The sequence below is a fragment of the Blastococcus sp. SYSU DS0552 genome, from assembly GCF_054050815.1.
This window is the reverse complement of sequence record NZ_JBJHAB010000011.1, coordinates 138,329-149,944: the sequence shown is the minus strand read 5'-3', so window position 1 is coordinate 149,944 and position 11,616 is coordinate 138,329. Positions and strand designations below refer to the sequence as shown.

Sequence of the window (11,616 nt, the reverse complement as noted above, 5' to 3'; positions counted from 1 at the left end):
CCGGAAGCTAAGCCTCTCAGCGCCGATGGTACTGCCCTGGAGACGGGGTGGGAGAGTAGGACGCCGCCGGACAACCATTCCCGAAGGGGCCCCAGCATTCGTGCTGGGGCCCCTTCGTCGTTCCCCCAGCCCGGTCGGCATCGCACGGTGCCCGCTCACGGGCGGTCGGCGGAGCGGCGCGTCGGACACGGAGCGGGGCGGCTGCGTGAGGCGGTCCCGTGCCGATGGAGGCGCCTCGCGCGCCGGCGCAGTCGTCGGGTGCGGCACGCACTCGCTGTCGACCATTCCGTGCGCCGGCGCCCCGGCAGCGCGACAGCGGCGATCATCACGTGGGGAATGGGAGCGGCCCCCGAACCGTCACATGACGGAACGGGGGCCGCGGTGCGAGCAGAGGTGCCCGGAGTTACGGCACCACCCGCCGGATGCCGGGGAAGGAGGCGAGCGCCGCCACCGCCGCGAGGGCCAGGGGCAGGGCGACCGTGAGCGTCGCCGTCGACTGGTCGGTGAACCAGGCCCCGATGCTCCCCCAGGCATCGAGCCAGGTGATCAGCACGGTGAGTCCACCCAGCACCACGATGGAGCCGAGGATCAGTCCCCAGGTGCCCATCTGGCCCCAGCGCTGGTGCACCACACCCATGCCGACGCCGACGAACATGAAGGCGAGCAGCGGGGCCCCCGAGGCGAGCACCTGGAGCATCGGGTTGCCGACTTCGAAGACGCCTGGGGCCCAGAAGTCCATCCCGGCGCCCCAGCCGTTCGTGGCGTTCTCGATGCTCACCAGCGCGGAGAGCGCGATCCCGTAGGCGACGGCCTGCACCAGCGCGACGAGCGCGGTCCCGAGGTAGAAGGCGCGGCGGCTGAGGCTGATCCCCATGGCGAAGGGCAGCACCTGCGTCACCGCCTGCACGTAGACAACCAGCACGGTGATGTAGAAGGCCAGGATGCCGCCGGTGAAGCCGCTCTCCTCGCTGGCCGGGGTGAGGTGCCAGACGGCGAGGTTGATGGCGAAGCTGATCGACACGACCAGCCAGGGGATGCCGAGGGCCACCAGCGGGTGGACCAGGTGCAGGCGAGCGGCCTGCAGCACGCGGGTCATCGGGAGACCTCCTCGAGGTGGACCGGTGCGGTGGGGCCGCCGGCCGCGGTGTGCAGGCTCATCGCGACGACGAGCTGCTGGAGGCTCGTGGCCTCCCAGGACAAGCCAGCCGCCGTCGCGTCGTCGCCGTCGGCGCCGTCGCGCAGCCGCACGACGGCCCGGCTGGTGCTGCCGAGGGACTCGGTGTGCAGCAGCTCGTGCCGGCCGCTGAACGCGGCGACCCGCTCCCGGGGTCCGGTGACCGTGAGCGCCGTGCCGCGCAGCGACTCCGCGTCGGCGTCGAGCAGCACCCTGCCCCGGTCGATCAGGATCACCCGCTCGAGCAGGGCGGCGATCTCCTCGATCAGGTGCGTGGAGAGGACGATCGTGCGCGGGTGCTCGGCGTAGTCGGCGAGCAGGCGGTCGTAGAACAGCTGACGCGCGACGGCGTCCAGTCCCAGGTACGGCTCGTCGAACAGGGTGAGCGGCGCCCGGGAGGCCAGTCCGACGATGATGCCGACGGCGGAGTTCATGCCGCGCGAGAGCTTCTTGATCGGGCGCTTGGCGGGCAGGTCGAAGTCGCGCAGCAGCGAGGCGGCGAGGTCGGCGTCCCAGTCGGCGAAGACGAACGCCGCGGAGTCGAGCGCGTCCTTGACCCGGAAGTGGTCGGGGTAGCGCTGGCCCTCCTTGATGAAGCAGATCCGGCGCAGGACGTCGTCGTTCTCGAACGGCCGGGCCCCGAAGACCTCGATCCGCCCGCTGGTCGGGACGCGGTGGCCGGTCAGCAGCTGCATGAGGGTCGTCTTGCCGGCGCCGTTGCGGCCCAGCAGCCCGGTGATTGCGTCACGTTCCAGCACCGTCGACACGCCGCTGAGGGCGGTGTGCCCGGGAAAGCGCATCGTGACGTCGGAGACGGTGGCGACGGCGGTCATCGCGGGTCCTCCCAGCGATCGATCATGTCGGTGAGCTCGTGGGCGGGGATGCCGAGCTTCTGGGCCTCGGTCATCAGGGGGCGGACGTACTGGTCGGCGAACTCGCTGCGCCGACGCTTGAGGACCTGTTCGCGGGCGCCGGTGGCGACGAACATCCCGACTCCTCGTCTCTTGTAGAGGACCCCGTCGGTGACCAGCTGATTCAGGCCCTTGGCGGCGGTCGCGGGGTTGATGCGGTGGAAGGCGGCCAGTTCGTTGGAGGACGGCGCCTGGCTCTCCTCGGGCAGCGAGCCGTCGACGATCGCGTTCTCGATCTCGGCGGCCACCTGCCGGAAGATCGGGCCGGCGTCCTCGTTCACGACGCGGCCCCGGCGTCACCAGGGCCGGGATGCTCCCTGGGTTCATTACTCATGTAATGAACCATAGGACCACCGCCACGCGCGCACAAGCCCCCGCCGCGGGGCGCCGCCGGGCGGCTGGTCCCGACGCCGGACCCGCGTCGGGACCAGGTGCGCGGGGCCGAGCCCGCTCGCCGCCGGCTACGGGGGGAGACGTCGTGCTGGACGGGGGTGCGGGGCTGTCCGCTCAGAGGGCGGCGGCGAGGGCCGCCAGGTCCTCCGCGGTGGCGTCCAGGTGGGGGGAGACCCGCAGGACCGGCCCGGTCATCTCCCCCGGGGCCCGCTCCCTGCCGGCCGCGGTCAGCACGATGCCGTGCTCGGTGAGCAGCCGGGTGCGAGTGGTGACGACGTCGACACCGTCCGGGGGCCGCAGCGTGGTGATGGCCGTCGGCTCCTCCAGCGGCTCCACCACGCGCCAGTCGGCGACGCCGTCGAGCAGCTCCCGGGTGGCCCGGCCGAGCCCGGCCAGCCGGGCGCGGACGCGCTCGGGCCCCGCGGCGAGGTGCTCCCCGACGGCCACCACCAGGCCGATCCGGCCGGCCACGTGGGCCTCCCCCGACTCGAAGGCGCGCATCGGCGGGACCCCCTCCGGCTCGGCCAGCACCGGCACCAGCTCGGCGGCGATCGACGGGCCGACGATCAGCACGCCCACGCCACGGGGGCCGGCCAGCCACTTCCGCGAGGTCCCGTAGACGACGTCCGCGCCGAGGTCGACGTCGACGTGCCCCAGGGACTGCGCGGCGTCGAGCACCAGGGGTACGCCGGCCGCGCGGCACAGTGCCGCGATCTCGCGCGCCGGCTGCACGATCCCGCGGTGGCTGCCGATGTGCGTGAGGTGCACGAACCGGGGCGGGTCGGTGGCCAGGAGCTGCTCCACGCCGTCGACGTCGGCCCGCCCGAGGCCGTCGACCGGCAGCGGCTCCGGGCGGAGGCCGGCGGCGCGCAGCTGGGCGACGTTCGGGGCGTACTCGCCGGGCAGGCAGGCGACCCGCGAGCCCGCGGATAGCCGCCAGCCGCCGAGCAGGGTGACCAGCGCGGCCTGGGCGGACTCGACGAAGGCCACGTCGGCGGCGGCCATGCCGGCCAGGCCGCCGATGACCGAGCGCCCCTGCTGCAGCAGGTCGTCAGCGGTCGCCTCCGCGACGTAGCCGCCCAGCTCGGCCTCGTGCCGGGCGTGGTGCGCCGCGGCCTCCAGCGCCCGGTGGCTCTGCCGGCTGGACGCCGCGCTGTCGAGGTGCCGGCCCGCCGGCCGGGGACGCACCGTGCGCCAGTGCGCACCGAGGTCGTCGAACGGCAGGGGGGTGTGCGCGGCGGTCACCTGCAGCACGCTAGGCGTCGCTCAGCTCTCGAGCACACCCCGGGCCACGGAGACCCCCGAGTGCGCCGGGTCGCCGTCGAGCGGCTCCACCGAGACGTCGACGATCGGGAACTCCCCGAGGTCCAGCCCCGCCGGGAGCTCGAAGGTCTGCGCCCCGGGGCGCAGGACGCCCAGCGGCACCATGTCGACGATCCCGGGTTCGATCAGCCAGATCTCGTAGTAGCCGTCCTCGACTTCCGGCGCGTCGAGCTCGACCCGCATGGCCCGGGACCCGTCGGAGCGGAGGATGACCTCCGCCCGCCCGGCGGCGGCCTCGTCGCCGAGCGGTTCGAGGGCCACGCGTACACGTCCACCGGGGTGTCGGGGGCGCCGTGCAGGACCGAGACCGTGGCGGTGTGGTTGTCGGCCATGGCCGGGGTGGCGACCAGGACGACGGCGCCGACGGCACCGAGGACGCCGGCGGAACGGCCGACTGTGCGGATGGTGCTCACGGGTGGCTCCTCATCTCGTAGGGGGTCGTGCTGCCTGGTCTTCCGCTGCGCTCCGGCCGCCGGATGCGGATCGCCTCCAACAATCTCGGACGCGATTCGGATCCGTACCTCCCGAGGCGCTCCCCGGGCGGCGCGGGGAGGATGCCCCTGTGCCTGACCGAGACCGCGACGAGCAGGGCCGGGCCCGCAACGCGCGCCCGCGGGATGCGCTCGGGCGGCCGCTGCCGCACGGCGCCGTCGGGGAGGAGCGCGCCCCCGAGGGAGTGGTCCGGGCGCCGGAGGTGGCGCTCGCCGAGGCGCAGGAACTGCTGGACGCCGGGCGCCCGTTCCACGCCCACGAGGTGCTGGAGGATGCCTGGAAGTCCGCACCCGAGGACGAGCGCGAGCTGTGGCGAGGGCTGGCCCAGCTCGCCGTCGGCCTGACCCACGCCGCTCGCGGCAACGACCGGGGCGCGACCAGTCTGCTCGAGCGCGGGGCGGCGGCCCTCGGTCCGTACGCCGACCGCCGTCCGCACGGGGTGGACGTGGCCGGGCTCGCCGGGTGGGCGCGTGCGCTGGCCGCCGCGCCCGCCACCGGCCGCGACCCGGTGCGCAGCGCTCCCCGGCTCCGCGGTTGAGCGGACCGCCCGGCGGCGAGGCGGTCGGCCAGGTTTCGGGTACGGGCGGTGCCGGGCACCGCCGGGGGATGAGCGGGACGGCAGGCCGGCAGGACGGGCTCCGGGCGGCGACGGTGATCGCCGCTGCCGTCGCGCAGGTGGCCGGCAGCCCCGTGGGCAGCGCGATCGCCGGCCGCAGCGTCGGCGCGGTCAGCGACGAGACCGGTTCGCTGATCACCCGGGCGGGCTACGCCTTCAGCGTCTGGGGCGTCGTCTTCGCCGGATCGCTGGCCTGGGCGGTGTACCAGGCGCTGCCGGCCCAGCGCGGCCGGGAGCTGCACCGGCGCACCGGCTGGCCGCTGGCCGCGGCGTTCGCCGGCAACACCGCGTGGGAGATCGCCTTCCCCATGATCGGGGTGTCGGTGCCGCTGGTTCCGGTCGTGCTCCTGTTCTGCATCGTGGCGGCCGCCGCGGTCGCCTGGGCGCGGTTGCAGGACCTCCCGGTCGAGGGCCTGGGGCGGGTGCTGCCGGCCGCCGTCGCCGGGCTGCTGCTCGGCTGGGTCACCGTGGCCGCGGCGGTCAACACCGGCCAGGCGGGGGTCGCGCTCGGCGCCCCGGCGTCCGGCACGACCGCGCAGCTGGGGGGCCGTCGGAGCCCTGGCCGCGGTCGCGCTGGTCGCGTGCGCCCTGGTGCTCGCCGCCCGCGCCGCGGCCGGGCCGTTCGCGCTCGCCGTCGCCTGGGGGCTGGTGGCCGTCGCAGCCGCCGGCCCGCCGGCCCCGGTGGTGATCGCTGCCTTCGCCGCCGCGGCCGCGGTGGCGGTCGCGCTCGTCGTCCGCACCGTCGTCCGGCGGGACCCGGTCTCGCTGCTCGTCGGCTGAGCCTCAGCGGCCGCGGACGCGGGTGTAGCGGTCCAGCGCGACCCGGCGCTCGTGCGCGTGGTCGACGACCGGCTCCGGGTAGCCGGCCGGGATGCCGCCGGGCGCGGTCCACGGCTCGTGCACGTGCCGCGGATCGAGGTCACGCAGCTCGGGCACCCACTTCTTCACGTAGGTGCCGTCGGGGTCGAACTTCTTGCCCTGGGTGACCGGGTTGAACACGCGGTAGTAGGGCGAGGCGTCGGTGCCGGTGCCGGCGACCCACTGCCAGCCGTGCTGGTTGCTGGCCAGGTCGCCGTCGACCAGGTGCCGCATGAACCAGCGGGCGCCCACCGTCCACTCCTGGTGCAGGTCCTTGACCAGGAACGAGGCGACGATCATCCGCACCCGGTTGTGCACGTAGGCCTCGCCGAGCAGCTGGCGCATGCCGGCGTCGACGATCGGAAAGCCGGTGCGGCCGGTCTCCCAGGCCCGCACGAGCTCCTCGGCTTCCGGGCCGCTGTCGTAGCCCATCCCCTGCAGCTCCGGCTTGAGGTACTCCCGGGCCGACTCCGGCCGGTGCCAGAGGACGTCGGCGTAGAACTCCCGCCAGGCCAGCTCGTCGGTGTACCGGCGCACCGACTCGGTCTGCTCCGCCGCGGCGAGGTCGGCCAGCAGCGTGCGGGGGTGGAGGCAGCCGTACTTGAGGTAGGCCGACAGCCGGCTCGTCCCGTCGCCGCCCGGGGTGTTGCGCCCGTCGGCGTAGCCGAGCAGCCGCTCGTCCCGGAAGCGCGCCCAGGCGGCCAGCGCGGCGGCCTCGCCGGCCGGGGGCAGGACGACGCCGTCGAGGTGGGGTGCCGGCGGGTGGTCGTCGGAGCGAACGCCGGTGCGCCAGCGGACGCCGTCGGGGGAGGACGCCGACGGGCGCCAGCCGTGCTCCCGCCAGGCCCGGGCGAACGGCGAGTACACGCGGAACGGCGTCCCGTCGGCCTTGGTGACCCGGCCGGGCGTCACCGCGTACGGCGACCCGGTGCGCGCGAACGGGACATCGCCCAGGGCCCGCTCCACGGCCTGGTCCCGGTGCCGCCCGTACGGTCCCGCGTCGGCGCTGACGTGCACCGACGTCGCGCCGACCTCGTGGACCAGCGCCGGCAGCACCCGGACGGGGTCGCCGTGCCGGAGGACCAGCGCGCCGCCGAGGTCGGCGTCCAGCGCGGCGAGGCAGTCGAGCAGGAAGCGGCGGCGCGGCTCGCCGGACGGGCCCCACAGCCGGTCGTCGACCACGAACACCGGGAGGACCTCGCCGTCCGGCCCGGCCGCGTCCCGCGCGGCCAGCAGCGCGGGGTGGTCGCCCAGGCGCAGGTCGCGGCGGAACCAGAGCAGCGCGGTCGGCACCCGGCCGAGCGTAGGAGGCCCCGGCCCCGGGCGCGCCTCAGGCGGAGCGGTCCAGGTTCTCCAGCGCCAGCACCCGCCACAGGCCGGTCCGGCGCAGCAGGCCCTGGGTGCGCCGGTTGGCCCCGCGGACGACGACGCTGCCGCCGCGGGCCCGGCATGCCCGGTGGGCGGTGAGCAGGCTGGCCGCTGCCGGGCTGGTCAGGTGCTCCACCTCGCCGACGTCGACGACCACCCGCCGCGCACCCGCCAGCAGGGCGTCGTGCAGCAGCCAGCGGATGTCGGCGACGCCGTCGGCGAGCATCTCCTCGGTCAGCCGCAGGACGACCTCACCGCGGCCGCCCTCGGCACCGGGGGCACGGGTGTCGCGGTCGGCAGGGCGCACGGCGGTCTCCTCGGCGGTCGGTCTCCGCACGGTCCCCAGCAGCTTCTCCACCGGAGTTTGCGATTCCCCGGGTCGCGACATTGCGATCGCATGACGGTGGCCGCCGCGTCCGAGGTGGCCGGCCCGCGGTGGCAGCATGTCCGCGTGTCGTTGCGGATCCTGGTCGTGGAGGACGACGACTCCATCCGCACCGCGCTGCGGTGGGCGCTGGAGGACGAGGGGTACGACGTCGCCGAGGCCGCCTCCGGGGAGGACGCCGTCGACATGGTGGGCATCGCTGCGCCCGACATGATGATCGTCGACCTGATGCTCGGGTCGATGGACGGCCTGGCCGTCATCCGCGAGGTCCGCCGCGCCCATGACCTGCCCGTCGTCGTCGTCAGCGCCCGCGCGGACACGCAGGACATCGTCGAGGCGCTCGAGGCGGGCGCCGACGACTACGTGACCAAGCCCTTCCAGATCAAGGAGATCACCGCCCGGCTGCGTGCGCTGCGCCGCCGGACGGCCACGGCTCCGGCAGGCTCCTCGGCCGACGCCGCCCGGGCGGGCGTCGTCCTCGACCACGACCCGGCGGGCCCGCTGGTCCTGCGGGAGGCCAGCGGCACGGTCTACCGCGGGGACGAGCTGGTCCCGCTGACGCTGACCGAGTACCGGGTGCTCTGCGAGCTGGCCGGCGCGCCGGGGCGGGTCTTCAGCCGGCAGGCGCTGCTCGAGCGGGTCTGGGAGCACGGGTTCTTCGGGGACGAGCGGATCGTCGACGTGCACGTGCGACGGCTGCGGACGAAGGTCGAGCGGGACCCGAGCGCTCCCCGGCTCGTGGTCACCGTCCGGGGGCTGGGCTACCGCCTGGACCCGCAGTGAGCGGCCGGTGAGCAGGATCCCGGGGCGGCGGGGGCTGCGGAGGCGGATCGTGCTCGGCTTCGCGGCCAGCACGTTGCTGGTCTCCGCGGTGCTCGTCACGACCACCTGGCTGCTGGCGCGCAGCTTCGTGGTGGAGCAGCGCGAGCAGGCGCTCACCCAGCAGGCGTTCGCCGACGCCGAGGTGCTGCGCAACCGCCTGTCCAGCGCAGGTGCCGACGTCGGGCGGGTGCTCGGGGAGCTCGTCCCGTTCGGTGACGCGGAGATCGTGGTCCGGCGGGAGGACGACTGGTTCTCCTCCAGTCTGGAGGTCGGCCGTCGTGACGTGCCGGCCGCTCTCCAGGAGGTGGTGTCCACCGGCGCGGCGGGCACGCTGCGGGTGGACTCCGCCGAGGGGCCGCGGCTCGTCGTCGCCGTGCCCGTGGTGAGCGCGGGCGTGGAGTTCTACGAGGTGGCGCCGCTGGACGACCTGGAGGCGTTGCTGCGCACGCTGGCCGTCGTCCTCGGTGCCGGTGCGGTCGCGGCGACCGTGGCCGGCGCCGGGTTCGGGATGTGGGCCAGCCGGCGTGCGGTGCTGCCCCTGGAGCAGGTCGCCGGGGCCGCGACGAGCATCGCCGGCGGCGAGCTCTCCACCCGCCTGCCGGCGACCGACGACCCCGACCTGGTCGGGATCGTGGCGGCGTTCAACAGCATGGTCGACGCCCTGGCCGCGCGGATCACCCGCGACGCCCGGTTCGTCGGCGACGTCAGCCACGAGCTCCGCAGCCCCCTCACCAGCCTGACCACGAGCGTCGAGGTGCTGGCGACCCGCCGCCAGGAGCTCCCGCCGCGTGCGCAGCAGGCCCTCGCCCTGGTGGAGGGCGAGGTCGCGCGGCTGCGCGTCACCCTCGACGACCTGCTGGAGCTGGCCTGGCACGACGGCGTCGGGCAGCTGCCCGACGCCGTCCCGGTGTCGATGGCGGTGCTGGTCCGGGAGGTGCTGGAGCGGACCGGCCGGCCCGTCGACCTGCTGGACGCCGGCGCGCCGGAGGAGACCACCGTCCTCGGCGACAAGAACCGGCTGGAGCGCGCCGTGCGGAACCTGCTGGACAACGCCGACCGCTACGCGGGCGGCCCGGAGCGCGTGGACGTCGGGCGCTGCGAGGGTTCGGTCGTGGTGACGGTGGACGACGCCGGCCCGGGCGTGGCCCCGCTGGACCGGGAGCGGATCTTCGAGCGCTTCGCCCGGGCCCCCGGTTCGGCGCGCGGTTCGGTGCCCGGGGCCGGGCTCGGGTTGGCCATCGTGGCCGAGACGGCGGCCCAGCACGGGGGCGCGGCGTGGTGCGCCGCCGGCCCGAGCGGCGGCGCCCGGTTCGTCCTGTCGCTGCCGGCGGCGCGGACGTGAAGCGCCTGCGCCGGGTGAGCGCCGCGGGCACCCTGGGCGCCGTCCTCGCGGCAACGGCCTGCGGCGTCCCCACCGGCGGGGACCCGTCGACGATCGCGGCGCCCGACGTCCCGTACGGGCTCGCCGCACCGGCCGCCCCGCCGTCGGCCGCGCCGTCGTCCGTCCCCGGCCAGACCGGGTGGGCCTACCTCGTCGGCCCCGACGAGTCGCTCGTCCCCCGGGCCCGGGACGCCGGCACGGGGTCGCTCGACGAGCGGGTGGGCGCCCTGCTGGACGCGCTGACCGCCGGCCCGACCGAGGACGAGCGGGCCGAGCAGGTGTCCACCGCCCTCCCCTCCGGCGTGACGCTGGCGGTGGCGGGCATCGACGGCACCACGGCCACGATCGACATCTCCGGCACCGCGCCGCTGTCCTCCAGCCGCCGCGCCGTGGCGCAGATCGTGCTCACCGCGACGAGCCTGCCCGGGATCGAGGCCGTCCTGCTGACCAGCGACGGGGAGCCGGTGGAGGCGCCGCTGCCCTCCGGTGCGCTCACCGACGCGCCGCTGCTGCCCGCCGACTACGCCGTCTTCCTCAGCCCGCCGCCGCCACCCACGGAATCCACCTCGCCGGCCGTGCCGGCCCCTCCCACCACCGGGGCGCAGCCGACCGTCACCGGGCCGCGACCGTCGCCCACCGTGGCGCCGCCCTTCGTCGCCGACACCCGGCCGGACACGGCATCGGCGTCGCCCGGGGCCGCCGTCACCGTGACCGACCTCCGGGTCGGCCGCCACGAGGGGTTCGACCGGGTCGTCCTCGAGGTGGACGGCGCCGGGCTGCCGGGCTGGGACGCCCGCTACGTGCCCGAGGCGCGGTCGGAGGGGAGCGGCTCCCCGGTGCAGGTCGCGGGGGAGGCGGTCCTGCGGCTCGCGGTCACCGGGGTCGGGCTGCCCGGGGACACCGGCGTGGCCCCGTACCCGGGCCCCGGACGGCTGACGCCGGGGTACCCGGCGGTGCGCGAGGTCGTCCTGGACAGCACCTTCGAGGGGCAGACGGTGACCTTCGTCGGCACCGCGGCCGAGCGGCCGTTCCGCGTGTACCGGCTGCAGAACCCCGACCGGGTGGTGGTCGAGGTGCTCCACCAGGGCTGAGACGGGCGAGATCTGCACACCGGCCCGGTTCCGGGGCCGGATGGGGGCCGGTGTGCAGATCTGGCCGGGTGCGGAACGGTCACCAGCGGTGGGCCACGTCGATCACGAGGCGCACCGCGTCGTCGTCCCCGGGGGCGCCGAGCAGGGTGAAGGTGCGGAACGGCAGCCGGGCACGGGTGCCGACGCCGAGCGTGGTGCGGCCCTCGAAGGAGCCCGCCCACGCGACCTGCTCGACGGTGCGGAAGCCGTCGACGTCCACGACCTCGCCGCGGCTGGGCGGGAGGTAGGTGGCCCGCCCGGAGGCGTCGTAGGCGGGGGCGTCGACGACGACCTGCAGCGCCGCACCGCCCGCCAGCGGGACGGGGGCGCCCGAGCCCTCCTGGTGCACCGCGTCGACGTAGCGCACCGAGTAGCCGGTCGCCGCGGCGGGACCGCGCAGGTCGACGACCAGGCGGTCGAAGCAGGCGTGCCGGCCGGCGCGCACGTCGGTCACGGTCAGGCCGGCGGCGGACGCCGCGCTGCTCTCCGGCAGCGACCCCCACACCAGCCCGCAGTACGGCGCGCGGGTCGCCCCGGCCGCCGTCGCCGGGGTGAGGACGCCGACCAGCAGCGCGATCACACCGGCGAGGACCGCCAGGGAACCGAGTCGGATCCTTCTCACGATGACCTCCATCTGTCGGGCCCGCGCCCCTGCGGAACGGGCCTGTGGACGGAGGTCTACTCGCCCGCGGGGAGCTCGGAAGCCGCCGCAACAGGGTCTCCACCAGGTCGTCGCGGCCGTCATCCGGCCGTCGCACCGCCG

Annotated in this window: 14 protein-coding genes; 5 read left to right on the top strand and 9 right to left on the bottom strand. The window is 75.7% G+C overall.

The genetic code is table 11. The features are described 5' to 3' along the window. Positions 1-403 precede the first annotated feature (403 nt). The 5 genes from ACI8AG_RS13250 to ACI8AG_RS13230 form a co-directional block, all read right to left on the bottom strand. Positions 404-1,096 (bottom strand): hypothetical protein, encoded by a 693-nt coding sequence (locus ACI8AG_RS13250; protein WP_456597408.1) that lies wholly within the window; start codon positions 1,094-1,096, stop codon positions 404-406. Then, positions 1,093-2,007, bottom strand: coding sequence for an ABC transporter ATP-binding protein (locus tag ACI8AG_RS13245; protein WP_456590222.1), 915 nt, complete (start codon positions 2,005-2,007; stop codon positions 1,093-1,095). The genes ACI8AG_RS13250 and ACI8AG_RS13245 overlap by 4 nt, the downstream gene beginning before the upstream one ends. Continuing rightward, entirely contained in the window at positions 2,004-2,366 is a 363-nt protein-coding gene (locus ACI8AG_RS13240) for a GntR family transcriptional regulator (RefSeq protein WP_456590223.1), read from the bottom strand. The genes ACI8AG_RS13245 and ACI8AG_RS13240 overlap by 4 nt, the downstream gene beginning before the upstream one ends. Before the next feature lie 226 nt (positions 2,367-2,592). Further along, the gene (egtE, locus tag ACI8AG_RS13235) at positions 2,593-3,723 is read right to left on the bottom strand and encodes an ergothioneine biosynthesis PLP-dependent enzyme EgtE (RefSeq protein ID WP_456597407.1); all 1,131 of its coding nucleotides are present in this window, start codon (positions 3,721-3,723) and stop codon (positions 2,593-2,595) included. A gap of 21 nt (positions 3,724-3,744) precedes the next feature. Continuing rightward, entirely contained in the window at positions 3,745-4,062 is a 318-nt protein-coding gene (locus tag ACI8AG_RS13230) for an anti-sigma factor (protein ID WP_456597406.1), read from the bottom strand. A gap of 301 nt (positions 4,063-4,363) precedes the next feature. On the opposite strand from ACI8AG_RS13230, the gene ACI8AG_RS13225 reads away from it, so the two are divergent. Then, entirely contained in the window at positions 4,364-4,831 is a 468-nt protein-coding gene (locus tag ACI8AG_RS13225) for a DUF309 domain-containing protein (RefSeq protein ID WP_456590229.1), read from the top strand. 226 nt (positions 4,832-5,057) lie between these two features. On the opposite strand, the gene ACI8AG_RS13220 is transcribed toward ACI8AG_RS13225, so the two are convergent. Further along, complete coding sequence (locus tag ACI8AG_RS13220; RefSeq protein WP_456597405.1) at positions 5,058-5,438, bottom strand: hypothetical protein; 381 nt, start codon at positions 5,436-5,438, stop codon at positions 5,058-5,060. A 62-nt stretch (positions 5,439-5,500) separates the two neighbouring features. Here ACI8AG_RS13220 and ACI8AG_RS13215 point away from each other — a divergent pair, with 62 nt between their 5' ends. Then, positions 5,501-5,689 carry a hypothetical protein gene (locus tag ACI8AG_RS13215; protein ID WP_456597404.1) on the top strand — a complete coding sequence of 63 codons (189 nt, stop codon included), beginning with the start codon at positions 5,501-5,503 and terminating at the stop codon, positions 5,687-5,689. Between the two features lie 3 nt (positions 5,690-5,692). Here the strand turns inward: ACI8AG_RS13215 and ACI8AG_RS13210 are convergent, their stop codons facing one another. Next, positions 5,693-7,060, bottom strand: a complete 1,368-nt coding sequence (locus ACI8AG_RS13210) for a cryptochrome/photolyase family protein (protein WP_456597403.1) — start codon at positions 7,058-7,060, stop codon at positions 5,693-5,695. A 37-nt stretch (positions 7,061-7,097) separates the two neighbouring features. After that, positions 7,098-7,493, bottom strand: coding sequence for an STAS domain-containing protein (locus tag ACI8AG_RS13205; RefSeq protein WP_456597402.1), 396 nt, complete (start codon positions 7,491-7,493; stop codon positions 7,098-7,100). Positions 7,494-7,586: 93 nt separating this feature from the next. On the opposite strand from ACI8AG_RS13205, the gene ACI8AG_RS13200 reads away from it, so the two are divergent. The 3 genes from ACI8AG_RS13200 to ACI8AG_RS13190 are packed head-to-tail and all read left to right on the top strand — an operon-like array spanning position 7,587 to position 10,814. Further along, positions 7,587-8,303, top strand: coding sequence for a response regulator (locus tag ACI8AG_RS13200; protein WP_456597401.1), 717 nt, complete (start codon positions 7,587-7,589; stop codon positions 8,301-8,303). A 7-nt stretch (positions 8,304-8,310) separates the two neighbouring features. Then, on the top strand, positions 8,311-9,684 hold the full coding sequence (locus ACI8AG_RS13195; RefSeq protein WP_456597400.1) for a sensor histidine kinase: 1,374 nt from the start codon (positions 8,311-8,313) through the stop codon (positions 9,682-9,684). Beyond that, positions 9,681-10,814: a GerMN domain-containing protein gene (locus ACI8AG_RS13190; RefSeq protein ID WP_456597399.1), complete on the top strand. Its 1,134-nt coding sequence runs from the start codon at positions 9,681-9,683 to the stop codon at positions 10,812-10,814. Before ACI8AG_RS13195 ends, ACI8AG_RS13190 begins: the two co-directional genes overlap by 4 nt. 79 nt (positions 10,815-10,893) lie before the next feature. Here the strand turns inward: ACI8AG_RS13190 and ACI8AG_RS13185 are convergent, their stop codons facing one another. Then, the gene (locus tag ACI8AG_RS13185; protein ID WP_456597398.1) at positions 10,894-11,475 is read right to left on the bottom strand and encodes an AMIN-like domain-containing (lipo)protein; all 582 of its coding nucleotides are present in this window, start codon (positions 11,473-11,475) and stop codon (positions 10,894-10,896) included. Positions 11,476-11,616: the final 141 nt, after the last annotated feature.

Bases quoted from the DNA above. Each gene is read 5' to 3' on its own strand.
- ACI8AG_RS13250 (WP_456597408.1), bottom strand. From the start codon at position 1,096: ATGACCCGCGTGCTGCAGGCCGCTCGCCTGCACCTGGTCCACCCGCTG.
- ACI8AG_RS13245 (WP_456590222.1), bottom strand. From the start codon at position 2,007: ATGACCGCCGTCGCCACCGTCTCCGACGTCACGATGCGCTTTCCCGGG.